General features: G+C 71.0%; 27 protein-coding genes. 14 read left to right on the top strand and 13 right to left on the bottom strand.

The window, feature by feature from the left end; translation table 11 throughout:
- Positions 1–238: 238 nt before the first annotated feature.
- Positions 239–574 (bottom strand): hypothetical protein, encoded by a 336-nt coding sequence (locus tag DEI99_RS02495; protein WP_181434464.1) that lies wholly within the window; start codon positions 572–574, stop codon positions 239–241.
- Between the two features lie 138 nt (positions 575–712).
- The gene (locus tag DEI99_RS02490; protein WP_111042016.1) at positions 713–1,042 is read right to left on the bottom strand and encodes a hypothetical protein; all 330 of its coding nucleotides are present in this window, start codon (positions 1,040–1,042) and stop codon (positions 713–715) included.
- Positions 1,043–1,303: 261 nt separating this feature from the next.
- Between DEI99_RS02490 and DEI99_RS02485 the strand changes: the two genes are divergently transcribed.
- From DEI99_RS02485 to DEI99_RS02475, 3 genes are read left to right on the top strand one after another with little or no spacing between them, the layout of a single operon-like run.
- Positions 1,304–1,798 (top strand): VanZ family protein, encoded by a 495-nt coding sequence (locus DEI99_RS02485; protein WP_258369436.1) that lies wholly within the window; start codon positions 1,304–1,306, stop codon positions 1,796–1,798.
- A gap of 46 nt (positions 1,799–1,844) precedes the next feature.
- Positions 1,845–3,014 (top strand): ATP/GTP-binding protein, encoded by a 1,170-nt coding sequence (locus DEI99_RS02480; protein WP_146247120.1) that lies wholly within the window; start codon positions 1,845–1,847, stop codon positions 3,012–3,014.
- Positions 3,011–3,352 (top strand): hypothetical protein, encoded by a 342-nt coding sequence (locus DEI99_RS02475; RefSeq protein ID WP_111042008.1) that lies wholly within the window; start codon positions 3,011–3,013, stop codon positions 3,350–3,352. Before DEI99_RS02480 ends, DEI99_RS02475 begins: the two co-directional genes overlap by 4 nt.
- A 67-nt stretch (positions 3,353–3,419) precedes the next feature.
- Here the strand turns inward: DEI99_RS02475 and DEI99_RS02470 are convergent, their stop codons facing one another.
- Both DEI99_RS02470 and DEI99_RS02465 read right to left on the bottom strand, forming a co-directional pair.
- On the bottom strand, positions 3,420–3,971 hold the full coding sequence (locus DEI99_RS02470; RefSeq protein ID WP_111042007.1) for a sortase: 552 nt from the start codon (positions 3,969–3,971) through the stop codon (positions 3,420–3,422).
- A gap of 89 nt (positions 3,972–4,060) precedes the next feature.
- Positions 4,061–5,875 (bottom strand): DUF4012 domain-containing protein, encoded by a 1,815-nt coding sequence (locus DEI99_RS02465; RefSeq protein WP_111042006.1) that lies wholly within the window; start codon positions 5,873–5,875, stop codon positions 4,061–4,063.
- A 180-nt stretch (positions 5,876–6,055) separates the two neighbouring features.
- Here DEI99_RS02465 and DEI99_RS02460 point away from each other — a divergent pair, with 180 nt between their 5' ends.
- From DEI99_RS02460 to DEI99_RS02420, 9 genes are all read left to right on the top strand, one after another.
- The gene (locus DEI99_RS02460; protein ID WP_111042005.1) at positions 6,056–7,174 is read left to right on the top strand and encodes a glycosyltransferase; all 1,119 of its coding nucleotides are present in this window, start codon (positions 6,056–6,058) and stop codon (positions 7,172–7,174) included.
- Between the two features lie 188 nt (positions 7,175–7,362).
- On the top strand, positions 7,363–8,235 hold the full coding sequence (locus DEI99_RS02455) for a glycosyltransferase family 4 protein (protein ID WP_181434463.1): 873 nt from the start codon (positions 7,363–7,365) through the stop codon (positions 8,233–8,235).
- A 2-nt stretch (positions 8,236–8,237) separates the two neighbouring features.
- A complete protein-coding gene (locus tag DEI99_RS02450; protein ID WP_284180932.1) occupies positions 8,238–8,936 on the top strand; it encodes an acyltransferase in 699 nt (232 codons plus the stop codon).
- Positions 8,926–9,852, top strand: coding sequence for a glycosyltransferase family 2 protein (locus DEI99_RS02445; protein ID WP_111042003.1), 927 nt, complete (start codon positions 8,926–8,928; stop codon positions 9,850–9,852). The genes DEI99_RS02450 and DEI99_RS02445 overlap by 11 nt, the downstream gene beginning before the upstream one ends.
- Positions 9,849–11,087, top strand: a complete 1,239-nt coding sequence (locus DEI99_RS02440; RefSeq protein ID WP_111042002.1) for a glycosyltransferase — start codon at positions 9,849–9,851, stop codon at positions 11,085–11,087. Before DEI99_RS02445 ends, DEI99_RS02440 begins: the two co-directional genes overlap by 4 nt.
- A gap of 26 nt (positions 11,088–11,113) precedes the next feature.
- The gene (locus tag DEI99_RS02435) at positions 11,114–12,325 is read left to right on the top strand and encodes a hypothetical protein (protein ID WP_146247119.1); all 1,212 of its coding nucleotides are present in this window, start codon (positions 11,114–11,116) and stop codon (positions 12,323–12,325) included.
- Positions 12,322–12,837: an acyltransferase gene (locus DEI99_RS02430; protein WP_111042000.1), complete on the top strand. Its 516-nt coding sequence runs from the start codon at positions 12,322–12,324 to the stop codon at positions 12,835–12,837. The genes DEI99_RS02435 and DEI99_RS02430 overlap by 4 nt, the downstream gene beginning before the upstream one ends.
- Before the next feature lie 6 nt (positions 12,838–12,843).
- The gene (locus DEI99_RS02425) at positions 12,844–14,142 is read left to right on the top strand and encodes a hypothetical protein (protein WP_111041999.1); all 1,299 of its coding nucleotides are present in this window, start codon (positions 12,844–12,846) and stop codon (positions 14,140–14,142) included.
- Complete coding sequence (locus DEI99_RS02420) at positions 14,139–14,825, top strand: SGNH/GDSL hydrolase family protein (RefSeq protein WP_111041998.1); 687 nt, start codon at positions 14,139–14,141, stop codon at positions 14,823–14,825. Before DEI99_RS02425 ends, DEI99_RS02420 begins: the two co-directional genes overlap by 4 nt.
- A gap of 41 nt (positions 14,826–14,866) precedes the next feature.
- Here the strand turns inward: DEI99_RS02420 and DEI99_RS02415 are convergent, their stop codons facing one another.
- The 3 genes from DEI99_RS02415 to DEI99_RS02405 form a co-directional block, all read right to left on the bottom strand.
- Positions 14,867–16,342, bottom strand: a complete 1,476-nt coding sequence (locus DEI99_RS02415) for a sugar transferase (RefSeq protein WP_258369433.1) — start codon at positions 16,340–16,342, stop codon at positions 14,867–14,869.
- Positions 16,339–16,944, bottom strand: a complete 606-nt coding sequence (locus tag DEI99_RS02410; protein ID WP_146247118.1) for a beta propeller repeat protein — start codon at positions 16,942–16,944, stop codon at positions 16,339–16,341. Before DEI99_RS02410 ends, DEI99_RS02415 begins: the two co-directional genes overlap by 4 nt.
- A gap of 358 nt (positions 16,945–17,302) precedes the next feature.
- Positions 17,303–18,742 (bottom strand): tyrosine-protein kinase domain-containing protein, encoded by a 1,440-nt coding sequence (locus DEI99_RS02405; RefSeq protein WP_111041995.1) that lies wholly within the window; start codon positions 18,740–18,742, stop codon positions 17,303–17,305.
- 227 nt (positions 18,743–18,969) lie between these two features.
- Here DEI99_RS02405 and DEI99_RS02400 point away from each other — a divergent pair, with 227 nt between their 5' ends.
- Positions 18,970–19,692, top strand: coding sequence for a CPBP family intramembrane glutamic endopeptidase (locus tag DEI99_RS02400; protein WP_111041994.1), 723 nt, complete (start codon positions 18,970–18,972; stop codon positions 19,690–19,692).
- Between the two features lie 72 nt (positions 19,693–19,764).
- Here the strand turns inward: DEI99_RS02400 and DEI99_RS02395 are convergent, their stop codons facing one another.
- Complete coding sequence (locus DEI99_RS02395; RefSeq protein ID WP_146247117.1) at positions 19,765–20,163, bottom strand: hypothetical protein; 399 nt, start codon at positions 20,161–20,163, stop codon at positions 19,765–19,767.
- A gap of 158 nt (positions 20,164–20,321) precedes the next feature.
- The gene (locus DEI99_RS02390) at positions 20,322–20,954 is read right to left on the bottom strand and encodes a TetR/AcrR family transcriptional regulator (RefSeq protein WP_111041992.1); all 633 of its coding nucleotides are present in this window, start codon (positions 20,952–20,954) and stop codon (positions 20,322–20,324) included.
- 116 nt (positions 20,955–21,070) lie between these two features.
- Between DEI99_RS02390 and DEI99_RS02385 the strand changes: the two genes are divergently transcribed.
- Complete coding sequence (locus DEI99_RS02385; protein WP_111041991.1) at positions 21,071–21,586, top strand: hypothetical protein; 516 nt, start codon at positions 21,071–21,073, stop codon at positions 21,584–21,586.
- 48 nt (positions 21,587–21,634) lie between these two features.
- Here the strand turns inward: DEI99_RS02385 and DEI99_RS02380 are convergent, their stop codons facing one another.
- From DEI99_RS02380 to DEI99_RS02365, 4 genes are all read right to left on the bottom strand, one after another.
- Complete coding sequence (locus DEI99_RS02380) at positions 21,635–22,306, bottom strand: response regulator (protein WP_071248459.1); 672 nt, start codon at positions 22,304–22,306, stop codon at positions 21,635–21,637.
- Positions 22,303–23,646 (bottom strand): sensor histidine kinase, encoded by a 1,344-nt coding sequence (locus DEI99_RS02375; protein ID WP_111041990.1) that lies wholly within the window; start codon positions 23,644–23,646, stop codon positions 22,303–22,305. Before DEI99_RS02375 ends, DEI99_RS02380 begins: the two co-directional genes overlap by 4 nt.
- Positions 23,633–24,607 carry a CPBP family intramembrane glutamic endopeptidase gene (locus tag DEI99_RS02370; protein ID WP_111041989.1) on the bottom strand — a complete coding sequence of 325 codons (975 nt, stop codon included), beginning with the start codon at positions 24,605–24,607 and terminating at the stop codon, positions 23,633–23,635. Before DEI99_RS02370 ends, DEI99_RS02375 begins: the two co-directional genes overlap by 14 nt.
- Before the next feature lie 95 nt (positions 24,608–24,702).
- Complete coding sequence (locus DEI99_RS02365; RefSeq protein ID WP_111041988.1) at positions 24,703–25,194, bottom strand: SRPBCC family protein; 492 nt, start codon at positions 25,192–25,194, stop codon at positions 24,703–24,705.
- Between the last annotated feature and the right edge of the window lie 30 nt (positions 25,195–25,224).

Below are 25,224 nucleotides of genomic sequence, written 5' to 3'. Positions count from 1 at the left end.
ACCGTGGATCAGAGAACGGTCGTTGGCGCCGAGCCGATCCTGACAGGTTTTCGACTCGCGATGGGGACAGCGCAGGTCCCCAATAGGGGGGACCACTCGTTCGAGGGGTCGCCCGCTCCCCCGTCGTTCCGCGGCGGCCGTCGCCCGGTGTCACCCGTTCCGGGCGCACGAAGAAGCCCCACCGGATCCCGGTGGGGCTGTGTCCGTGACCGCCGGAGGGCGGGTGCTGCGACGGGGCTCAGGCGGCTCGGCGCACGTCCGGCAGGACGACCTGCAGCCGCTCGAGCAGACGGGCCTTGGCCTCGTCGAGTGTGCGGAAGTCCCCGACGTACTGCCCGAAGGTGTCCGCGACGAAGAAGTGCGTCCCCTGGCGGTCGACCGTCCCGCCGTAGTAGCCGCCGTAGTTCGCGACCCACAGGCCGCTGTCCGGCCGCGCCCACGTCATCGGCACGCGGGGTTCCTCCGCAGCCAGGACCTGCGCCTCGACCTGCGCCTCGATCTCGGTGATGACCTCGATCGTCTCGGTGTCGAGGGTCACTTCGGTCTGCTGCCGGTTCGCGAGGGTCGTGCTCATGGTGCTGCTCCTTCGTGGTGCTGCGGTGCTGGTGACGCTGCGGTGCTGGGTGCTGCTGCGGTGCGTGACGCTGCGGTGCTGGGTGGTGCTGCTGGACGGTGTCGTCAACTGATCTGTGACGTCACGCGATCGATGTCGTCACGCGATCGGTCGGATGACCGACGGGAGCATGACGTGGAGCTGGTCGTCGAGCTTCGCCTGGGCCTCTTCGAGCGAGGCGAAGTCGCCGACGACGAGGCCGAAGGTGTCCGAGGCGACGTAGCGGCCGTCGCGCTTGTCGACGCTGCCGCCGAAGTAGCCGCCGTAGTTGGCGACCCACTCGCCCTGGTCCTCCTGCACCCACGTGACCTTCGCGCGGGTCGGACGGCTCGACAGGGCGGCGTCGGCCTCGAGGATCGCGATGGTGTCGACGGTGTCGGTGTCGAGGGTGACCTCGGCCTGCGTCTTGGTGGTGACGGTGGTGTTCATGTCGCTCTCCTTCACGATCCGGGGTACATCTGCTGACACGAGAACGCTACGAGAAGCGGGGGTCGGATCGCCAGCGAGGCCCGTGGATTCACGGGTTCCGTCAATGCGGCGCAGTGCACAGGCCCGGATTTCCGGGCAGGTGCGTCGCACTTCCGGGGTACAGGGGACAGATCGGGGTACTCGTTTTGCGGACCGTCGGGGTGCGGACCGCGGACGGGTCGCGCAGCCGGACAGCAGGCCCGGCTCGCTACGGTCGTCGACGTGCCCCTCGACGAGTCCCGCCACCACCACCGTGCCGGGGCGACCGGGACCAGCCGGCGGGTGGCGACGTGGCTGGCCGTCGCCTACGGCGTCGGGGTGGTCGCGGTCGGTGCCTGGGGCTCACCGGTGGACGCGGCCGCCGGGCCGACCCTCGACCGGCTCGTCGCCGCCGCCCACCGTGCCGGCGTGCCCGACCGCTTCGGGTACGGCACGATCGAGTCCCTGGCGAACGTGGCGTTCTTCGTGCCGCTCGGCCTGCTCGTGGTGCTGCTCGCCGGCCCGCGGTGGTGGTGGGCCGGGGCCGCTGCCGGACTCGTCGTCAGCGCCGGGATCGAGACGACCCAGGCCCTGTTCCTGCCCGAGCGGACCGCGTCGCTCGACGACGTCGTCGCGAACGGTCTCGGGGCGCTCCTCGGGGCGGTCGCCGGGGTGCTGGCGCTCCGCCTGACGGCACGGCGGCGACGGCTCCGTCCCCCGGTGCTCGGCGACGCCTGACCCGAGTCTCCGAGCACCGGCGGCGGCCACCACTACCGTGCAGGGCATGCGCACACAGACGGATCCCCTCGAGCAGCACGTCGCCGTCTTCGGAGCGAGCGGCAGCGGGAAGACGGTGCTGCTGTCGTCGTTCTTCGGCGGCGCGCAGGAACCCGCCTTCCGCCGGACGAAGGGCTACGGCGTCCGCGCCGAGGACAAGGCGCAGGGCCGCAAGCTGCACCGCGACTACCTCGGCATGCGCGACGGCGCCACCGCACCGACCGCGAACCGCTTCGCCTCGACCGAGTACGCGTTCGTGCTCGAGCCGACCGCCGAGGTGTCCGCCGGGTCGGGGAAGGCCCGGAAAGCGTCCACGAAGCCGCCGAAGACCCTGCGCGTCGTCTGGCACGACTACCCCGGCGAGTGGTTCGAGCAGGACCCGGACTCGGCGCAGGAGGCCGAGCGCCGCGTCGAGACCTTCCGCTCGCTCCTCAGCGCCGACGTCGCGATCCTGCTCGTGGACGGGCAGCGGCTCGCCGAGCACCCCGGAGCAGAGGAGCGGTACCTCAAGGCCCTGCTGACCGACTTCCGCACCGGGTTGTCGGAGCTGCGCGACGACGTGCTCGACCGGGGCCGACGGCTCGCGCGCTTCCCGCGCATCTGGGCACTCGGACTGTCGAAGGCCGACCTGTTGCCGGAGCTCGACGTCGAGCGCTTCCGCGACCTCGTGCTCGGCGCGGCCGGCGGCGAGCTCGCCGAGCTGCACGCCGTCCTGCGCAGCTACGTCGAGGACCCCGACGCCCTCGACGTCGGCGAGGACTTCCTGCTGCTGTCCGCGGCACGCTTCGAGCCCGGCGCGATCGACGTCAGCGTGCGCACCGGCGTCGACCTGCTCATGCCGATCACCGCGATGCTGCCGTTCGAGCGCTTCGCGCGGTGGGCGACGAACAAGCAGCGGGCCTCCGCGGTCGCCGAGAACCTCCTGCGCTTCGTCGGGCCGGTCGTCGGGCTCGTCAGCAGCAAGCGCCTGAAGTTGCCGACCCCCGTCGGAGCGCTCGTCGGGTTCGTCGTCGGCGAGCTCGGCACCCGCGGCGTGAAGTTCCTCAACAAGTTCGTCGCGGACAAGCGGAAGGAGTCGGCCGCCGAGGCCGACTTCCTCGGCCGTCTGCTCGGGCACTTCGCCGAGGACCTGGACCACGGCGTCGAGCAGGGCGTCCTGCGCCGGGGCGAGGCGTGACGCGCATCTGGGCCACCCGCGGACGGACGTGGGGCTTCCGGTTCCTCAGCGGTGTCGGCGACGACGACCCGCTGCCCACCTACGAGCAGGCGTTCGACGGCGCCGGCGACGCCCCCGCGGTGCTGCACCGCAACGGGCGGCTCGTCGCCGTGCGGTTCCCCGACCCCGAGGGCCGGTGCGACCGGTCCGGCCGCCCGATCCCCCACGAGTTCGTGCTGTTCCCGCCGGAGGGCGACCGCATCACGACGGCGGACGACGCCCTGGCGCTGCTCTGGCCGTCCGTGCGCGACCGGTACGCCGCGGTGTGGGACCAGGACGCGCCGCCCGGACGGGCCTGACCACGGAACGGGAACGACGAAGCCCCCGGAGCGGATGCTCCGGGGGCTTCGTGCCGTGCGGCGGGACTCAGGCCTGCGCGCGCTGACGACGGACCGAGGTGCGGACCAGCAGGAGGCCGCCACCGAGGACGACCGCACCGCCGGCGACCCAGATCGCGAGCATCGAGATGGTGGAACCGGTGAAGGCGAGCTCACCGTCGCCGGCACCGGCGGCGGGGACCGCAGCGGCACCGTCGGCCGGGACGACCGTGAGGGCCGAGGTGCCGACGTTGCCCGAGGTGGCGCCGGTCGCGGTGAGCGAGTAGGTGCCCGAGGCGCCCTGCGGCAGCGTGACCTTGACGTTCGCGGCACCGGTGGAGGACGCCGTGTAGGTGCCGGTCACGGTGGTGACGGGCAGGGCGCCGAGCGTGACCGCACCCGCACCGGTGACGGAGACCGTGACGGTCTCGTTGGCGGCGAAGGAGCCGGCGGCGAAGCCGACGGTCGCGGTGCCACCGGCGACGGGGGTGCCCGCGACGCTGACGTTGGAGGCCGGGACGTACCCGGCGGCGTTGGCGGCGGTCGGCACGGCGACGAAAGCAGCAGCTGCGATCACGACGGCAGCGATGATCTTCTTCATGTGAAGTCCCCTGAGTGCTGTGGTCTTCGCGCGGATGGTTGGTTGTGCGACCGGCTCGGTTACCTGCAGGTGCAATGTGCGAAGTTCACTCAATCTAGCGGAGATTCACAGGTCGTGACCAGGGGTTGCGTGACGGTCTGGTGAACACCGGGCGTGGACACGGCGTCGACCGGCGTCCGCCCGTGGTCCGCGCCACCGAGGAACTGCACCCGGATCGTCGTGCTTTTCCCTGGTGAGAGCAGGGTCTGGAACTGCGCGACCGGGTGCTCGCCGTCCACCGCCGTCTGCGGCGTGCCTGGCTTGCCGCCCTGCGTCGCCCCCACGTACACCCCTGAAGAGGGGGCGTACACGATCACGTTCGTCCGGATTGCGCCAGGAGCCACGCCGAACGCGCCCGCACCGGTGACGTAGGCCGGCAGGCTCGTGGCCGCATCGGCCGGCGCCGTGTTCCGCAGCGTGACCTCGACGGTCCACGTCGGTCGGCCGTCCTTCCGGCACACCCGGCTGCCGACCGCGACCGTCTTCTCGAGGTGGTAGTCCATCTTCGCGCCGGTTGCGTCGTTGAGGTAGACGCCGAAGCGCTGCGCACGGTCGTCGCTCGTCGGCAGCCCGCCGGCGATGGTCGTCCCCGCGAGCTCACGCTGCTCGGCGCGGTCCGCGCTCCACAGCTTCACCCGCCCTTCCTGCACCCCGTTCGTCAGCGCCGCGATGAACGCCGTCGGGTCGAAGCCGCCCGCGGACACCTTCGTGAACACCGCGCTGGCGGCCGAGGCGAAGAACGCGTCCTGCACCGCGGGGTCCGGGTACTTCGCGTAGGCGTCGCTCAGCAGCAGCTGCACGGCGTTGTCCGACGACAGCTCGTCGCCCGTCGCGAGCCGGACCGGCCCGGTCGCCTGCAGCACGTAGCCGAGCGTCACCGGGTCGATCGAGAGCACCCCGTCGACGCGCTGTCCGAACTGCCGCTTCCACATCTCGCGCGCCAGCTGCGCCGAGGTGTCGAACCGGGGCGTCAGTGTGACGTCCTGGATGAACTCGCCCGTGATCGAGCCGTAGAGCCCCTGTGTCTCGGTGTCGAGCGGCAGCACCGGCCGGTCCGCCTCCGGGAAGTCCGCCGTCGACGCCTGCTTGCCGAGCGAGATCGCCCCGTCCTCGACGTCGAGCAACGCCACCGCTCCGGGGATCCCGCCGCCGGCCCGCAGCTCGGCGTTGTTCTGGAACAGCACCAGGTACTGGCGCTTCCCGCCGTCGCCGAGCATCGGCGGGACGAGCGAGACCACCTTGTCCGCGACGGCCGCCTGTTCCGACACGGACGCCAAGGAGGCCCGCAGCTGGTTCACGGCGTCCGTCACCGCCGACACGGTGTCACCCGTGTCGATCCGCTCGGCCGCGCGGGACGCCGTACGGAGCGCCGTCGCGGCGCGCTCGACGGCGGGCTCCGCCGCGACGAGCGGTGCGAGGTCGATCCTGCCGTCGACCGGCTTGAACGCGTCGACGTCCACGTCGCCGAGGACCCCCGCGACCGGACGCACCGCGTCACTCGCCACGTCGTCGACGATCGCCGCGACCTGCCGCACCGCGCGCAGGTTGCCGCCGACCAGCGGCGCGTGCTCGAAGACGGCCCACACCGGGTCGCTCGTCTTCGCACGCGCGTCCGCGGCACTCGACTCGAGCGCCGCCGCCGTCCGGACCGCGGCGGCCGTGTCACCGTCCGCGAGCTGGCTGCGCAGGGTGTCGACGTGCCGGACCGACGCCTCGAGGTCCTGCTTGGCCAGCGCGCCGCGCACCGCGACCCACGCGATCGCCAGGACCACGAGCAGGACGACGGCGAGGACGCCCCACAGGACGGTCCGGGGTCGGGGCCTCGGCAGTCGCGCAGCGCGTCGGAGCTCGGGCTGGTCCGACATGGGCTCAGCTTACGAGACCGGCCTCGACTCGCACGTGCCGTCCATCGCCGTTCCCACGCTGGTGTGAGCAAAGAGAGCCGCTCGTGTTTGGTATCTTCATCCCGCTGACAGCCCACGGCTCTCGACCCCGTGTCGTGGGTTCCGGGACGTGAGCTGACTCTGGTCGTCGTGAGGGGCAAGTTGACTGACAAGCGCGCACCCTCGGTGGCGATCATCGGAACGCGGGGGTACCCGAGCTTCTACGGAGGCTTCGAGACCGCGGTCCGTGAGATAGCGCCCTACCTCGCCTCCCACGGCTGGTCCGTCACCGTCTACGGCCGACCGGGAACAACCGACGACCGGTTCGACGCCGACCCGCGGGTGCGTGCGATCGTCACGCGCGGACTCCAGAGCAAGTCGCTCAGCACCCTCACCTACGGCCTCACGTCTTCGCTGCACGCCCTCTGGACCCGCCCGGACGTCGCTCTGGTCATGAACGTCGCTAACGGATTCTGGCTGCCGCTCCTCCGCCTCCGCGGGGTCCGGACCGTCGTCAACGTCGACGGCATCGAGTGGGAACGTGCCAAGTGGGGCCGTCTCGCACGCGCGATGTTCCGGTCCGGCGCTCGGTTGACCGCGCGCTGGGCCGACGAGATCATCGTCGACGCCAAGGCCATCGGTGCGCACTGGGCCGAACACCTCGGCCGACGTGGCCAATTCATCCCCTACGGCGGCGACCCGCGTCCGACCCACGCCGACATCCCGTTCGAGTCCGGGAAGTACGTCCTCGTCGTCGCGCGGTTCGTCCCCGAGAACACCATCGCGGAGTTCTTCGAGGCTGCTCCCGAGCTCGCACGGACGCACGACGTGGTCATCGTGGGGTCGTCCGGGTTCGGCGGCGAGCTGGACGAACAGGCGCAGGTGCTCACGGAGCGACACGACCGGGTGCACTGGCTCGGCCACGTCAACGACGACGCACTCCTGCACACCCTCTGGTCCGAGGCCGGTGCCTACTTCCACGGTCACAGCGTGGGCGGGACGAACCCCGCGCTGGTGCAGGCCATGGCCCTCGGCGCCCCGGTCATCGCGCGGGACACGGTCTACAACCGGGAGGTGCTCGGACCGGACGCTGCGTTCACCGAGCCCCATCCCGCAGCGATCGTCGCCGCGATCCGCGCGGTCCTCGACTCCGATGAACGGCGGCACGCGTTGTCCGACGCTGGTCGACGGCGCGCCGCGGACGTCTACTCGTGGGACAAGGTGTGCGCCGCGTACGACGAGCTGCTCCGTGCCCAGTTGCGGCGTCAGGAGCACCCGTGAGGGTCCTGCTCGACGGGTACTGGTGGATGAACGGCCCCCCGTCCGGACGGATGGTTCTGCGCGAGGTCGTGGCCGGATGGCGCCGAGCGTTCCCGGACGACCACCTGCACCTCGTCGTCCCCTCCACGGTCCTCGATCGAGCCCGAGCCGAATCGCCCCACTTGGCGTTCAGCGGAACGTCGCTGCGAGTGCATCCGCTCATCAACGCGGTCGCACTTCCGCTCGCGCATCGGTGGCACGGACCCTTCGACGCGACGCTCGCCCAGAACTTCGCCGCTCGGGTGGAGGGCAGCGGCGTCTTCGTGCACGACGTCTTGTTCCAGTCGAACCCCGAGTGGTTCACACGCACCGAGCGGATCTACCTGAGCGCGATCCCGAGGTCGGCCCGCCGGGCTGCAGTCGTCTTCACGTCGTCGCACTCCGAGCAGCAGCGCATCAGCACGCGGAACCCGCGGCTGCGACGGGTCGAGGCGACCGGCCTCGGCCTGCCCTCGGCCATCCTGCTGTCGCAGGGCACGGCAGACCCCGACCTCGAGCCGGGCCGGTTCCTGCTCACCGTCGGACGATTGAACATCAGGAAGAACGTCGGCTCGGTCATCGAGAGCGCTCTCCGGTCGGCGCGGGTCAGCCCCGCGATGCCGCTCGTCGTCGTCGGCAGTCCGGACGGCCGCGGCGAGGGGCTGTCGGCCCGCGCTCGAGCTGCGGTTGCCGACGGCTCGATCAGGTTCACCGGCGCGGTCGACGATGCCCGACTCGCATGGTTGTACCGCGAGTGTCGGCTCATGCTCTTCCTCTCGCTCGACGAGGGCTACGGCCTTCCTCCGATGGAGGCAGCGGCCAGCGGAGCGCCCGTCGTTGCGTCGGAACGTCCGGTGTTCCGGGAAGTCCTGGGAGGAGCGGCGTCCTACGTCGACCCGCTCGACGTCGACAGCATTGCCGAGGTCGTGCAGGCTGAACTCGACCGGCCGTGGCGGCGGGACCCTCGCAGCGCTCCGGGAGCGCGCTCGTGGACCGAGGTGGCTGCTTCGATCCGCGCCGGATTCGCAAGGGAGACTGCCTGACGATGAGCATCCTCGACGCCCTCTACGTCCGCCTCCGGGGCCGACCGATGAGTCCCGACGTGCCAGCACGCGTGTTCCGCCAGTTCGCCATCACGAAGGCGCTGCAGGCGGTGGGCGGTCTCACCCTGCCACGACGGTTCACCGACATCGGCCCCCGTTTCCGCGCACGCGGCGTCGTCCTGCGGCATCCTCAGTACATCCGGATCGAGGCTGGCACAGCCCTCGACCGTGGCGTCACGATCGACGGTTTCGCTCAGCGCGGCGTCCGGTTGGGGAAGAACGTGACCGTCGGCGCCGGTGCCGAGATCCGCGGCAGCGGCGTCATCGCGGAACCGGGAGTGGGAGTCCGCGTCGGTGACCGGACCGCAGTCGGCCGTGCGAACGTGATCTGGGGACAAGGCGGTGTCACCATCGGACGAGACTGTCTGCTCGGTCCGAACGTGACCATCGTCAGCGAGAACCACCGGTTCGACTCCGTCGCCGTCCCGATCCGCGAACAGGGCCACGACCGCGCCCCGGTCGTCATCGGTGATGACTGCTGGATCGGAGCGGGAGCGGTTGTCCTGAAGGGCGTGACGATCGGTTCAGGCGCAGTGATTGCGGCTGGCGCCGTCGTCACGAAGGACGTTCCGGACCACGCCGTCGTCGCGGGGGTGCCGGCACGGCTGCGCGCCGATAGGAAGCAAACCGATGGCATCTGATCATGCCAAGCAAGGGCTGTCGGTGGTCTTGGTGACGTTCAACAGCGCGGATGTCGTCGTCACCGCCCTCGAGGCCCTGGCCACGACATCCGACGTCGAACTCGTGGTCGTCGACAACGCCTCCGCGGACGACAGCGTTGCGGTCGTGCGCCGTTCCTGGCCGGACGCCGTCGTCATCGAGAACAGCGAGAACGTCGGCTTCGCTCGCGCGGTGAACGCAGGCGTCCGCGCCTCGTCCGGTGCACTGGTCATGCTGCTCAATCCGGACGCCCAGATCGCTCCAGCCGCCGTGGAGCTCCTCAGGGCCGCAGCCCGCGCGCATCCCGGGGACGTCGTCGCGCCGTTCATCGAGCAGCCTGCCCCACAGCGGATCGTCTCCGCCGGCAGGATGCCAACGGTGTGGCGGATGCTCACCCACTACTCCGGCTTGTCCCGCCTGGCGCCGTCCGTCCCGCTGTTCGAGGGGCACTACCTGTTGCCCCGACAAGTGCACCGCACCATGTCGGTGCAGTGGGTCACCGGGGCCTGCTTCCTGGTGCCCCGTGCTACCTGGGATGACGTAGGCGGTCTCGACGAGCGGTGGTTCATGTACGCCGAGGACATCGAGTTCTGCCTCCGTGTCCGTCGTTCCGGGCACCGGCTCTGGCTGGTGCCTGCTGCGAGAGCAGGGCATCTGGTGGGTCGGAGCGACTCACGAGCAACCGCAACCACGAATCCGGCCTGGGTGCTGAACCTCCGCGACTTCTATGCGACGGACCTTGCCCCGAACCGCGCCGCCGTGGCGCTCTGGACCGCCGTGGTGGCGGCCGGTCTCGCAGTCCGCGGCGCCCTCGCAGCACTGCGACGGGGAGTGCGGAATCCCGCCGCCCGGAGCTTGCTCGGGTACAGCTCGGCACTCCTCCGGAGGCGACGATGAGCCAGGGGCGACCGGTCGTCCTCATCACTGCGTTCGCGTGCGATCCGCGGCTCCCCAGCGAGCCGACGATCGGCTGGGAGTACCTCCGCACCTGGCTGAGGATCGCAGCTGAACACGACCTCGACGTGGTCGCCGTGATGAACGAGCGCTCACGGGCGGCCACCACGGATGCGCTCCGATCCGAGGGTGCCGACACCTCGCGGTTGGAGCTGGTCAGTCCTGCTGAACCGCGGTGGTCGCGGATCCTCGGTCATCACCGTTTGACCCGGCTGGAGCACGTCGCATGGGGACTGCGCACACCTGCCGCCGTCCGCAACACGATCGACGTCGACCGGATCGTGCTTGCTCGGCACGTCACCTTCGCGAGCGAACTACTTCCCGCGCCGATCACCTGGCTCACTGGCCGGTCGTTCACCGTGTGGGGGCCTGTGGGGTCGACCGGGCGTGCCGACGCCTACTTGTACGCACCGCGCCCGAGGGACTGGCTCCTGCGGTACCTCGTGCAGCGACTCCGTGACCGACTCAGCGCGATCGCCGCCCGACGCACCGGCCGACGAGTGGGGCTGAGCCTCGTCACGTCCGCCGCTCTCGCCGACCAGCTGCGCGCGGCGGGAGCGAGCGTCAGGGTGTTCCCGAACACCCGCCCGATCATCGTCGACGCACCAGGTGAGCCCACGACCCGCCGTGAGACGGCTCACGCGGGCATCGCGATCCTCTCGGTGGGCAACCTCGTGCCCTTGAAACGCATCGAACTCACGATCGCCGCGCTGGCGACGACAGAGCTCGCCGACGCGCGGTTGCGAGTCGCCGGAAAACCGGCGCCGGGGCGCGAGAACCACCTCGCGGATCTCGCACGCCGACTCGGTGTCGCGGAGCGCGTCGAGTTCCTCGGGCAAGTACCGCGTGAAGACGTCATCCGCGAGATGCACCGAGCCGACGTGCTCGTGCACCTGTCGGCTCGGGAAGGTGGTTCCGGAGTGGTCGGCGAAGCCACCTCTGTAGGGCTGCCTGTCGTGGTGTTCGAGGGAACGGGCGCCGCTGCCGTCCTCGAGTACGCCGGCGCCCCGGGTGTCATGGTCCCGAGGACGCGCCTCCGTTCGACACGGTCCATCGCCGAGGCCATCGTGGAAGCGGCAGCGCAACCCCGTCGCCGCAGCGACGTCTGGACGCCGGATCGGCTCCTCGACGCAGAGCGGGCACTCCTTCGCGAATCCCTCGAACGGACCGCGCGGTGAGGACGGTCCGCGCACGAATAGCTTCCTTGTCGCGGCACCCGGTCTTTCTGCGGCTGCTCGACCAGGGCTCGTGGTCGGCGGCGTTTTTCCTGTTCACGATCACCGCGAGCGCTTCGCTCGACACACGTGACTTCGCAGCGCTCACGGTCGTCACGTCGATCGGTGTCATCGCTGCGGCGTGCGCACGATCGTTCTCGATCGACAGCCGCGTCGTGGCAGGTGCCCGGGCCGGCCTGGCGATCGATGAGGCGACGTCGAGCGGAGCGGTGGCCCTCACGTCGGGCGCCTTCGCCGCGGTCGCGACCGCGGCGAGCGCGATCTGGATCGCGCTCGGTTCCACCGGAGTGTCGATGCTCCCGGTCGCGCTCGCCGGGCTCATCGTCCTCGCCGACGGGCCGCACTACCTGCTGACCCTGCAGCGTCGATTCGCTGCCGCGATCATAGGCGCGCTGCCGTACGCATTGTGCTCCGCGATTGCGATCCTGAGCACCCTCAGCCGGCCGTGGGTCCCGGTGCTGTCCGTCTGGGCCGCGGGTCTCGTCGTGGCCTGCGCAGCCTCTTGGCTCGCGGTCGTGCGGAGGCGTCGACGGGCCTCCGTCATCCCGGGGCTGCTCGGGACGGCGACGCGGATCTCCGCCGAAGCGCTCTACTCAGCGCTCGGATCACAGCTCGGGATCTTGATCATCTACCTCATCGCCGTGCCGTCGGCCACGACGGGAATACGACTCGCTTACTCCGTCGTTTTCGCCCCCGTCTTCAGCCTGATCCAAGCACTCACGCCGCTGCTCCTGGTTCACATGAGCGAGCTCGGTCGGGGACCAGCGAGTGCGAGTGGTCGGTCTCGGGCTGCTGCCCGGTGGGTCGTGGCGGGGCTCTCGGGGGTCGTGGTGTCCGGAGTCGTCGGATGGGCGGTCGCCGTCACCGGCCTAGGGGGTCCGAACTACGCGCACACCGCCGCGTTCCTGTTGCCCGTCGGCGCCGCGCTCGCAGGGAACCTCGTGCTCGACACGGCCCTCCTCGTCATCCGCTTCGGCGCCCGACCGAGTGTCCCGCACCGGATCCGACTGATCGTCGTCAGCATTGACCTCGCGGCCCAACTCGTGCTCACACTGTCGTTCGGCCTGGACGGGCTCGTCGCCGCGCTCGTCGGGATGGCCGTCCTCAAGGCGATCGCAGCTGGCATCGCCATCCGGGCTTCGACCGCGACAACCCCTGAGCAGGAACGGATCGCTGAATGAGCAGGACCACGGACGGGCTCCGACGAGAGTTCCGGCGCGGAGGTCGGGACTTCGTGCTCAACCGATGCATCGCGAGTTCCCTCATCGCACCGGCGCTGCGCTGGCGACTCCTCCGTGCGATCGGGATGAACGTCCGACATTCCTACGTCCAGGCGCGGTGTTTCTTCGGCGCCCGCAACGTCTCGATCGGAGTCGAGACCTTCATCAACTACGAGTGCTTCTTCGATGGCTCGGCACCGATCGCCATCGGCGACCGGGTGCGTGTCGGCATGCGCTGCACCTTCGTGACGGGCTCACACGAGATCGGTGATCCGCAGCAGCGCGCCGGTCGGGAGAGAGCAGCCCCGATCAGCGTCGAGGACGGAGCGTGGATCGGGGCCGGCGCGACGATCCTTCCCGGGGTCACGATCGGACACGGCGCGATCGTCGCAGCCGGCGCAGTCGTCACCCGGTCGGTGGCGCCGCTGCAGACGGTCTCTGGTGTCCCGGCGCGTAGCCACCGGGACGGATGAGCTCCCATGGCCCTCACCGCTGTCCCGACGCGCATCTCGTCGCTGCAGACGTCGTTCCAGTACCTGGTCCTCCTCGTCGCCCTGATGAAGGTGCCAGGGTTCTCGCTACTGCCCGCGCCGGGATTGCTCCTCGGCGTGCTCCTGGCTCCGGTGATCGTTCGAGCCGTCCGTCGTGAACCGATCGTTCAGCTGCTCCTCGGAGCCGCGCTCGTCGCAACGGCGAGCGGCCTCCTGACCGTCGCCTACACACCGGTCACGTCGGGGAGCCCGGGCGAGCCCTTCGTCCAGGCAACCTTGATCGCTTGGATCTTCTCGATCCCCGTGACTGTCGCCCTGATCATGTGGGCAAGCGCCGGAGTACCGACGCGAACAGCGGTCGTGCTCGTGCTGATCGGCGGCCTCGTCAGCGCCCTGGTCAACGAACCCCTCGCCTGGAAGGGGAGCATCGGCATCTTCTCGACCCTGCTCGCCCTGGCGCTGGTGTGGGGACGTCCGTTGATCGTGCCGCGCATCATCCTCGTCTCGTCGGCCGCGCTGAGTGCCATCGGTGACGCCCGGTTCATGACGCTCATCGCGCTGCTCGCGGTCGTGGCGACCTTCATCGGCCGCCGCACCCGTGATCGGCTCGCACGCAACCCGGTGCGTTGGAGCATCGTCATCACCGGTGCCGCGCTCGTGGCGACGCGACTGGCCATCACCGCCATGCAGTCTGGACTGTTGGGTCCGGCCATCGCGCTCCGGACACAGCACCAGTTCGTGGCCGGCCGGTCCTGGATCGAAGCGGCGCGGACCGAGTGGGCTGCCAGCCTGCACCTCTTCTCCGCTCAACCGTCGGGATTCGGTATCGGCGAGGTGACCAACGGCGGCCTCGCCCGGGAGGCGATCGCCCGAGTCCAGGCGGTCGGTGGCGACTACACCGCCGACTACTTCGTCGTGGACGTGTTCGGCAGCAGGGTCGATCTGCACTCCATGACGGCGGACCTCTGGTACCACTTCGGGATCGGGGGGCTGCTCGTCGTGCTGGTCACGGCGGCGTACTTGCTCGTCGCCCTCCCGGCATCGATCAGCCGGGCACGAACCGGAGGTGTCCTCGTGGTCTTCGCCTGTCTGGCCGGAGCGTGGGACCTGATGTTCAGCCCCATGGGCAACGTTGATCGACTGATCGTCGCTCTCGCCCTCGCCGGGACCATGCTGCAGCAATCACGAGGACCACACGGAGATGCCGGCTCCGAGTCAGGACTGGCCCAAGCGCCGACCAGCTCGGCCGTCTCATCGCCTCGCAACGATCGGAGGGTCCAGCGATGAAACTGAACCGCAATCAGGCGATCATCATCGGGAGCTCCGCACTCGTGGCCATCGGTGCGGTGCTGCTCGTCCCCCCGGTCCGTTCGGCTGTAGCGACGCACGAGGCCTGCCGGTCGGTGCGCGCGTACGAGGCGACGAACGGACCGGTGAAGACCGTCGGGCACGGCCCCCGGCGGGTGACGGTGATCGGAGATTCCTACGCCGCTGGGGACGTGCTCGCAGACCGGAGCAACGCCTGGGTGGACGTCTTCGCGGCTGAGGACGATGCGACCGTCCGAGTGCTCGCGCAGGGCGGTACGGGCTTCACGAACGCCGGGTTCTGTGGCGACAGCACGTATGCTGCCCGGCTCGACCGCGTGGCGTCGACTCGCCCAGAGCTCGTGATCGTCGAAGGCGGCCTCAACGACACGATGGCGTCCCCTGCTGAGGAAGAGCATGCTGCCCGGGCGGTCCTCGCCGAACTCCGGGACTACGACGTGGTGTTGGTGGGCCCGGTCGATGTTCCGGCGGTTGACGGCGAAGCAGAGGTGGACACGGCTCTGTCGCGTGCCGCTGCGGCCGAGGGCGTGCGGTACGTCTCCGCGACCCGCTGGCGCATCGCGCTGGGTGCCGATCAAAAGCACCCGACCGTGCAGGGACACGCTGACTTCGCACGACGGTTGGCTGACTCCGTCGGCCGTTGACCCCTGCGCTCTGTGGTGCCGAGTCACGACGAGCGCGACGCTCAGTACGCTCCGGAAGACGAGATGACCGCTCGTGCCGTCCGCCAAAGGATGATGAGGTCAGCGACCAGCGACCAGTTCTCGACGTAGTAGAGGTCGAGCCGGACGGAGTCCTCCCAGTCGAGGTCCGAGCGACCACTGACCTGCCACAGCCCCGTCACGCCGGGCTTGACGAGGAACCGCCGGTGCACGCGAGCATCGTACCGTTCGACCTCGCGCTGGAGCGGCGGCCGTGGCCCGACGAGGGACATGTTGCCGGTGACGACGTTGAAGAGCTGCGGGAGCTCGTCCATGCTGAACCGGCGCATGACCCTGCCCACGGGGGTGACCCGCGGATCGTCCTTCATCTTGAAGAGGACGTCGTTGCCCTCGGCCCGGTCCAGGGCGCTGAGCTCCTGGACGCGCGTCTCCGCGTCAACGACCATCGAGCGGAACTTGACCATCCGGAACGGCTCGCCGTTCAGGCCGACCCGCTCCTGCAGGAACAGGACACGTCCCGGAGAGCTGACCTTCACGGCCACAGCGAGCACGAGGAACACCGGCGAGAGCAGCACGATGAGCAGCGTGGACGACGCCAGGTCGAACGCCCGCTTCGTGTAGAGCTTCCGCCCCTCGTAAGTCGGTGTCTCGACGTGGATGAGCGGGAGGCCCTGCACGGGACGTGTGTGGATGCGCGGGCCGCCGATGTCGGTGAGGCTCGGCGCGACGACCAGGTGCTGTCTGCCGGGTTCGAGCGACCAGCTGAGCTCGCGGACACGGTCCGGGGACAGGTCGTCCGCGCTCGTGATGACCACGGTGTCGGCGCCACTGTGCGCGAGCGCTGCATGCAGGTCGTCGAATCCGCCGTAGCTGCGGATGGTCGAACCGGGCAGTGTCCCGACGTGACCATTGGAAACAGCTGCGCCGAGGACCCGGTAGCCAGCCTCGGGCGTGCGAGCCAGCTCGCCCGCGATGTGCAGGACGCTCGAGGTCGATCCGACGAGCAGCACCTTCGCCGAGTACCGCCCGGAACGGCGCTGCGCAACGAGCCACTGCCGCCACATCCACCGCGAGAGCATGAGGACGAGGATGCCGACCGGGAAGGCGATGAGCACGTAGCCACGTGCCAGCTCGAGGTGCAGGAGGAAGGCAGCGATCGCGAGCACACCGAAGACCCGGACACTCGAGTCAGCCACGAGTCGGTACTCCGTGCTGCCGACTCCGAGCACGCGAGCACCTCGGGTGCCGTACACGGCCAGGGAACCCAACCAGATCAGGATGACGATGATCGAGATCCCCGTGTAGCTGAGCCGCAGGTCGTTCTCGTTCGACGCCAGGTCCGAGTCGAAGCCGAGCCAGGCGATCTGCACGCCGAACACCACCCAGATCAGGACGAGGAGATCGGTGAAGAGCACCCGGCGGGCGTAGGCGCGGCTCCAGTCGGTCGTCGTCGGGTCCGTCGTCCGACCCGTGGCTGTGGCGCTGGAATCCTCCGTCACCAGGTCACCCCGCCGTCCTCCGACACCACCACGTCATCCCCGGCCCACAACCAGACCGCGGCCCCCGCACGCGCCACGACGAGGGCAGCGTCGTCTTCGGCATCCGCAGCGCAGCCGACCGGGGTCACTGTTACCGAGGCGGTCAGACCGGTGGCCGGCATCGAGGCGATCTGCACGCCGCTGCAGTCCGAGGCCCCGCTCCGCGCCAGCGTGTAAGAGGTGCCGTCGACAGCGAGCGAGCGGACGCCTCGGACGGGCACGGAGACCCAGTCCGCGCCTGAGGCCCCGCGCCACTCCAGTCCACCGTTGCAGACGACGGCGGTGGTCCGTTCCCCCTGGAACGCCTGCTCCGGGTCGGGGCAAGGAACCGCAGCCGTACCGGAGGCCAGGACCAACCCGTCCGGCCCGATGCCGGCGCCCGCGGCGCCCGTGGCGCCGTCGTGCCAGTCGGCGCCGCCGTTCGTCGACGACAGGACGGTCGTCGAGCAGGCCGGGCCCGACCCGACGAGCACGGAGGTCCCAGCGCTGTCGGCGCGCAGCGCCAGGAGCGCACCGGTCTCGTCACCGAGACCGACGCGAGTCCACGACGCTCCCCCGTCCACGGAGTGTTCCAGCACGCCGTCGGGGCCGCCGCACGACCCACTGGAGGCGCGCCAGGCCTCCTGCCCGTCCACGGCAGACAGCAGACGTCGCCCCTGCGTGACCACGCCAGCGGTTCCAGCTGTGGCGGACGCGGACGGCGACGCGGTCGGCGATGGTCGCGGCGAGCTCGAGAACGTCGGAACCGGACCGGGTGTGCCGTTCTGAGCCGGAGCTGTCCGTGCGAGCGCCAGAGTCACGAGGGCCACGTCGACCACGACGAGGAGGACGATCACGACGGCGACCCAGACGAGCGTCCGGCGCGTCAGCGCGCCGCGGAGGTTCCTGAGCCCTCGGCGACGGTTCACGCGGGGACCTCGGTCACCTGACGACCCCGCGGGGGGCACCGGCACGGCCGCGCTTTGGCGGCTTCGGCGGCTCGGGCTGGTCGTCGTCCTGCAGGCCGTACCCGTAGGCGTACCCGTACCGGCCGTACCCGTAGGCTCCCGGCCCCTTCGTCGGCATCATCGTCATCACGAAGCCGGCGATCGGAGCACCGACGTTCTCGAGCGCGCTGACCGCGCCGGCGAGTTGACCCTTGTGGGTGCGACCGGAAGCCACGGCGACGATCGCGCCGGACGCCTTCTTCGCCAGAATCGCAGCGTCCGTGACGGGCAACAGCGGCGGGGCGTCGAAGAGCACGTAGTCGAACTGCTGCTCGAGGGCAGCGATGAGGTCCTGCATGGCACGGGAGCCGAGGAGCTCGGAGGGGTTCGGCGGGATCGGACCGGCCGGCAGGACCACGAGGTTGCCGCGGCCCCAGGGCTGCGCGACGTCCTCGATCTCGGCGCGACCGATGAGGACATCGGTGAGACCGACGCCGCCCTCGATGTCCATGTACTGCGCGACCTTCGGCCGGCGCAGGTCAGCGTCGATGAGGATGACGCGGAAGCCCGCGTTGTCGAGCGCGATCGCGAGGTTGGCGACCGTCGTGCTCTTGCCCTCGGACTCGACCGACGACGTCATCACGAAGGTGCGCGAACCGGTGCCGAGGTCGAGGAACTGCAGGTTCGTCCGGAGCGTGCGGAACGACTCGGCGCGGGGGCTGCGCGGGTCGACCTGCACGATGAGCGGACGCTCGGAGGCCTTGCTGTCGAACGCGATACCGCCGACGACGGGCTTCTCGCTGATCTTCTCGACATCGGACTCGGTGCGGATCCGGTTGTCGAGCGTCTCGCGCAGGACGGCGACGCCGACGCCGAGTGCCAGGCCGATCAAGAGACCGAGCACGACGTTGACGGGGACGTTCGGGCTCACCGGGGTGTTCGGCACCTGGGCTTCCTTGACCCGGGTGAGCTTGACCGTGGCGGTGCCGTCCGCGTCCGTCGCCTCGATGTTCTGCACGACGTTCGTCAGGCTCTCCGAGGTCGCGTTCGCGATGTCGGCCGCCTGCTTCGGGTCGGTCTCGTCGACGGTGATCGAGATGAGCGTGGTGTTGAGCGGGGCGTCGGAGGTGACGATCTCCGCCAACTCGTCCGAGGTCATGTCGAGCTTCAGGCTCGAGATGACCGGCAAGAGCACGATCGGGGTCTCGACCAGGTTCGAGTACGTCAGGACCCGCTGCTGCGTGAACGTGTTGCCCTGAGCGAGGTCGCTCGCGCTGCCGCTCGTCTGCGTCGAGACGAAGACCTGTGCAGAGGCCGAGTAGACCGGCTGCTTGAGCAGCGAGAAGCCCGCCGCCGCCGCGACGCCGACCAGCGCCAGGACGAGGATGAAGACCCATCCCTTGCGCAAGACCGCGATGTAGTCGCGTAGCTCCACGCGGCACCCTTCCCCGAATGTCGCCGTGTCCTGCAGTCCCTGTCACAGGTCGACCGGGATTCTCCCAGCGTTCGGCATAGAAATAGTGCCACACGGAAGCGTCTGGGAGAGGCGCTGCTCGCAGGCCGGTCGATGGGCGTGGCCGCCGTGGCAGAGCGACACGCGGTCCTGCTGCTCCCCCGCCCCGCTGACCGGGCGGATGCCTCGCCGTCCCGTACGGTGTCGACATGCATCCCGACCCGGACGCGCCGACGACCGCCCCCAGTACCGCCGCTGCCCGCGACCTGCGCGTGGTGCTCGTCGCGATCGCCGTCGCGGTGCTGCTGTCGCGGCTGGTGACGGGCGTCGCCCGGTCCGGGGCACTGCCGTCCCCGGTCGTCCAGGTGCTCGCCGCTGACCTGGCGGTGTGGGTGCCGCTCGCGCTCGGCGTGTGGTGGGTCCTCCGCCGCTCGGCTCCCGCCACGATGGTCCGTCGGCTCGGCCTCGGCCGGCCGGACGCGGTCGCGGCGGTCGGGGTCGCCGTCGTTTGCCGTGGGCTCGACGCGGGCCTGTCGGTCCTGTTCTCCGGTACCACGGGCCTGACTCCGCCGGTGACGCTCGGCCCGCCCGACGTCGTGCCGCTCGTGGTGGCGGCGGTCGGGGTCTGCGTCGTCAGCCCGGTGCTCGAGGAGGTCGTGTTCCGCGGGGTGCTGCAACGCCGACTGGCGTCGGAGTTGACGCCGCGCACGCGCTTCCTGGCGGTCCTGGTAGCCGCACTGCTGTTCGCGCTGACGCACGTGCTCATCGCGGGTGCGCCGTCGCCGGTCGCCGGCTTCCAGGTGTTCGTGACGACCTTCGTGCTCGGCCTGCTCACCGGCGTGCTCGTCGCGATGACCGACCGCCTCGGCGGAGCGGTCCTGGCGCACGTGCTGTTCAACACGGTCGCCGTCGTCGCCACCTGGCCGCGCTGACCAGGGTCCGGGCCGGGCGCGTCCGGCAGCGCAGCCGACGTCGGCGTGGACGTCGGCGTCGAGGCGGGTCCGTCACGCGCGGTGGCGCTCGGCCTCCGCGTCCACCTGTCGGCGCGAGGGGCGCCGCGCCCCGACGATCGCCCACGCCGCTCCGGCCAGCACGAGGACGGCACCGGTGACGGCTCCGGTCGTGCGGGTGCCGTCACCGGCGCCGTCGTCGGTGAGTGCGCCGAGCGCGAGTCCAGCGCCGACGACGAGCAGCGCGAGGGCGATCACCGTCACCCGGCGGTCCGTCCAGCGGGAACTGCCCGGCGGCAGGCCGGTGAACGCGGCGACGACGGTCACCCAGGCGGTGAGCACCCACCAGTTGACGGGGACGAAGCGTCCGAGCACGAGCAGGGCGACGAACGACGCGACGGCTCCGCCGATGCACCAGGTGCGCCAGTGCCCCAGGTCGTCGTCGGTCGTCATGCGCCGACCGTACCGGAGCGGCATCGGCACCGGCACCGACGGGTACGGAACGGTGTTCGCGCCGCCACCCGAACCCGAATCGAGCAGCGGCGCACGCAGACGCGGTGCGTCTGCGCCTCGGACGCACGGGGCGTCCTCGGTCTGTGGGGGTGGGTCGGTCAGCCCACCAGGTCCAGGTCCCACACGGGCGGGACGTAGGTGCGCTGCCAGCCCTCGCGCAGGCGGGTGACGGCGCGGTCGTAGGCCTCGAGCAGGTCCATGTCGGGGCGCACCATCGACTGCAGCTGCAGGCCCTCGTAGGTCGCGAGCAGCTGCTCGGAGCCACGCGCCGGGTCCATGGTGTGCGGTTCGCGGCCGAGCAGCACGTCGCGCTCGAGCGCGTGCTGCACGAACGCGTGGAAGCGACGCCAGCGCGCGTGCAGCATCGGCGCCAGCGGGTGCTCGGGCGACGCGGCGATGTTGAGCGTCGCGGTCAGGAAGCGCATGAGCGTCGGGTCGGCGACGTTGGCCGTGACGATGGCGCGCAGGAACCGGACCGTGCCGTGCTGCTCGGCGATCGGCATGAGCGGGGCGGTCCGCTCCTCGTTCCACTTGTCGATGGTCGCGAGCAGCAGGCCGTCCCAGCTCGGGAACGCCTGGTCGACGACGTCGACGGATTCGCCGGCCTCGGAGGCGACGACGGCGGGGGTGACCTCGTGCATGGGTCGGGAGCGGAGCGCTCGCTGCATCGCCGCGACGACCTTGGGCCGGAGGTCGTCGTCGTGGATCCGGCCCGCGGCTTCGTTGTGCATGGTGACGAGTCCAGCAGGTCCGGGTGCAGGTCGACTACCCCCAGAACGGGAACGCGCGTTCCCTGGCTCGACCGGGGGCACTGGACGCCCGGAGCACGGTGAGCGATACTCAGGCGATGGAGCGGAAGCGGATGCTGACCATCGCCGTCCTCACGGCGGCCACGGCGAGCGTGCTCGCCGGCTGCGCGACCGGGGGCACGACCGCGGCCGGCGACGGTGCCGACGGCCCGCGGGGCGCGGGCGACGACGTCGTGGGGTCGGGGTCCTGCATCGACCACATCGCGGCGACGACACCTGCCGAGCGCAGCGACCTCGCGACCCTGGTGGTCGACGCCGAGGTCACCGACACCGACCGCACGGTCGAGGTCGGCGGGGTGTACGAGGTGCGACGGGCCAGGGTCACCGGCGTCGAGAAGGGTGACTCCCCCGGCCGCACCATCGACGTCATCAGCCCCTCGGACCAGTGCACGACGAGCGGGCAACCGGTCGAGTACCTCGAGGGCGACCCGCTCGCCCAGGACGGCACCTTCCGTCTGTACCTGCACCGGAGCAGCGACGACGACGTCTGGCAGCTCGTCGTCCCCGGCGCCGCCGAGCCGATCACGGCCACGTCCACGCCCGCGGCCGGCTGAGCGACCGACCCGACCCGACCGACCGACCGACCGACCGACCGACCGACCCTACGGCTGGTCCGGCACCGTCACGATCCGGTTCTGGTACGCCCACACCACGGCCTGCAGCCGCGACCGCACCCCGAGCTTCGGCAGCATCCGCGCCAGGTGCGACTTGACGGTCGACACCTCGAGCACGAGCGCGGCCGCGATCTCCTCGTTCGACATCCCCTGTGCCAGCAGCAGGAGCACCTCGCGCTCGCGGGCGGTCAGCACGCCGTCGGCCCGGTCGCCGGAGACCGGCTGCAGGCTCCGCCGCGACACGAACTCCCGCAGCACCCGCCGGGTCAGGGCCTGGTCGAGGGTGCCGTTGCCGGCGGCGACCTGCCGGACGGCGTCGACGATGGTGTCCGGCTCGGCGTCCTTGAGCAGGAACCCGGAGGCACCGGCCTCGAGCGCCCCGAACACGTAGTCGTCCAGGTCGAACGTCGTCAGCATGAGCGCCGGGATCGCCGGGTCGGCGTCCGGCGCGCAGAAGATCCGCGCGAGCTCGATGCCGTTCATCACCGGCATGCGGATGTCCAGGCAGGCGACGTCGGGTCGTGTCTCGCGCGCCAGCGCGAGCGCCTCGCCCCCGTCGGCGGCCACGCCGACCACCTCGATGTCCGGCTCCGCGCCGAGGAGCGCGGACACCCCGGCACGGACCAGGGGCTGGTCGTCCGCGACCAGGACGCGGATCACGCGACCACCCCGGTGCCGTCGGCGGTCTGCGCGGGTGCGGCAGGTGCCTCCCGGCCGAGCGCCAGCTCCACCAGCCACCCGCCGGTCGCGGTCGGGCCGGTCTGGAGGCGCGCCCCGACCAGGTCCGCCCGCTCGCGCATCCCCCGCAGGCCGTTGCCGCCCGACGGAGAGGTCCCCGCTGCCGGGACGGTGGCCGGTGCGTTCTCCACCCGGATCACCACCCGGGTCGCGTCGCGGTCGTCGATGGTGACGGTGCACGGGGCGGACGGGGCGTGCAGGGCGGCGTTGGCCAGTGCCTCCTGGACGGTGCGGTAGGCGGCGAGCTGTGCGAGCGGGCCGACGCCGTCGGCCAGCGGACGGTCGCCCGGCAGCACGTCGAGCCGGACGTCGCTGCGGAACCGGGCACGCTCGACCAGGTCGACGATGCCGGCGACCGTCTCGACGGCGCGCTCGGCGGGGGCGTCGTCGCGGAGCAGGCCGACCAGGCGGCGCAGGTCCTCGAGCACGGCGGTGCTCTGCTCACGGACCTGGCGGGCGCCCTCGTGGGCTCGCTCCGGGTCCGCGTCGATCTGCCGGTCGATGACGGCGGCCATCAGGGCGATGCCGGACAGGTGGTGCGCGGCGATGTCGTGGAGCTCACGGGCCATCGCGGCACGTTCGCGGGACACCGCGGCGTCGACCAGGGCGTCCTGCTCGCGGTTCACCGCGCTCGCCTCGGCGGTGCGGGCGACGCGGACCTCGCGGCGGGACAGCACCACGAGGGTGACCAGCAGCGGCAGGCCGACGGCTCCGACGGCCTGCAGCACGCCCTGACCGAGCGCGCCGGTCAGACCGTCGGCCGAGCCGGACGCGTTCGTGGCGAGCGCTCCCTCGCCGACGACGACGAGGACGGCCGCGGTGACGAGGGCCGGCCAGAGCCGGACCAGCGGGACCCGGGCGGCGGTCAGGACGACGGCGACGGCGATCGGCAGCGCGGTCAGGTCGAACAGGTCCGCCGAGGCCGGTGCGAGCCCGGCGACGACCACGGGGATCGCCGCGACGACGACGAGCGTGGTGCGCGCTGCCCGACGGACGGCGAGCAACGCCGCCGACTGGGCGAGCAGGCCGAGGGCCAGGACGGCCCACGGGACGGTGAACGGTGCGGCGGCCCGCAGGGCGAGGCCGGCCGTGTCGGGCTCGGAGGCGTCGAGCGGCGGCAGTCCGAGCAGCAGGCCGAGGGCCACCACGGCCGTGCCGAGTGCGACGAACAGGTCGACGCGGCGAGCGCGGCGCGCGTCGGACGCCGGCTGCGCGGCCGGCGTGGCCGGGGCGCGCAGCGCGTCGTGCTCAGCGGGTGCCATCGTTGGATCCTACGAGGCGGGCGTGGTCGGGGACCGGTGCGTCGAGGGGCAGGGCGCGTCGGGCCGGGTCGTAGCCGAGTCGTCCGCGGGTGGCGACGAGGAGCACCACGGCCGCGATCGTCGACGTGATCGTCAGGCCGATCATCAGCGTGCCGGCGGTCATGCTCGGGTACATCTCGGGGAACAGCATCGAGATGGTGTTGTTCACGCCGACGTGCAGCAGCAGGGCCAGGGGCAGGCTCTCGCGGGTCTTGTTGAAGACCTGGATCATCACGACGTTGAAGGTGATGGTGAACAGGGCGAACACGACCGGCTCGCTCCAGTGGGCGTTCGGCCACCCGCCCCAGTCGCTGAGGTACAGCGGCATGTGCCACAGCGCCCAGATCGGCCCGAGGATCGCGGCGGCGCCGAGGCCGCCGAACTCGTGCTGCAGCCGGGGCAGGGCGAAGTCGCGCCACCCGGGCTCCTCGCTCAGACCGGTCGAGAACAGCTGGATGACGAGGCCGGGCACGAGCGAGGCGATCGCCACGACCGAGGGGGCCCGCACGTCGCCGCCGGCGAAGGGCAGCGCGGACACGACGATCAGGGCCGGCACGACGACGAGCGCCAGGGCGTACCAGTACCAGGCGACCCGCCAGCGGAAGAGCCGGCCCACCCAGCGCCGCAGGCCCGCGCGGCCGTCGGCGACCGCCGTGACGATGAAGGCGCTGCCCAGCGGGCCGAGGAGCGCACCCGGCAGGACGCCGGTGAACTGCCCGGTGCCGAGGACCTCGGGGAAGTGGATGTCCCACACGCCCATGCCGTGCGGCGACAGGATGTACGGCACCCAGGCGAGCCAGCTCAAGCCGAGCGCCATGGTGAAGAAGGACGCGAGCGGGTGCCGGGCGATGACACCGCGGACACCCCCTCGGTCGCGGGCTGCGGTGCCGGCCGTGGGCCGGACTTCGGTGGTGTTCGTCATGCAGACGACGCTAGGAAACCCGCCGTCGCGGAACGACCGGCTTCGGGACGCACCTGCCGGAGTTCCATCGAAGGATGCAGGTGCGCCCGGGCCGCTCAGTCGGAGCGTCGGGCGGCCACGTGGGCGAGCAGGACGGGGTCCTCGCAGCCCCGGGCGAAGCCCCGGATCCGCCGGTCGATGTCGCGCTGCAGCACGAACGCACCGATGCGCTCGGCGAGCGGCGCCAACCACCTCGGCCGACAGGTGAAGTTGTAGCGCCAGACCGCCAGCGTGGAGCCGGGCTGCCCGTCGACGGGGGTGAAGCGCCAGCCGCCGCCCATCCGCTCGAAGAACCACGAGCCCTTCGTCATCTTCATCCCGACGTTCGACGGCGGGTGGTACGACACGTACTCGCTCTCCATGCTGAGCCCGAAGCGCTGCACCGTGAAGGTCCGGACGCCCTTCGCCGGCACCGTCGCGCCGTCCATCAGGTGCTGCCGCCGGATGAACGGGTCCCACCGCTTCCGCATCGCGCCCTGCGTCTGCGAGACGGCGAAGGCGACGTGCGCGTCGACCGGTACGACACAGCGGGACTCGACGACGGGCATGCGGCCATGCTGCCACGTGGGCCGGCGAGC

Source organism: Curtobacterium sp. MCLR17_036, assembly GCF_003234445.2.
In the GTDB taxonomy this organism is placed as follows: domain Bacteria; phylum Actinomycetota; class Actinomycetes; order Actinomycetales; family Microbacteriaceae; genus Curtobacterium.
The sequence above is the reverse complement of the archived record's forward strand: the minus strand, read 5'-3'. Positions and strand labels throughout refer to the sequence as shown.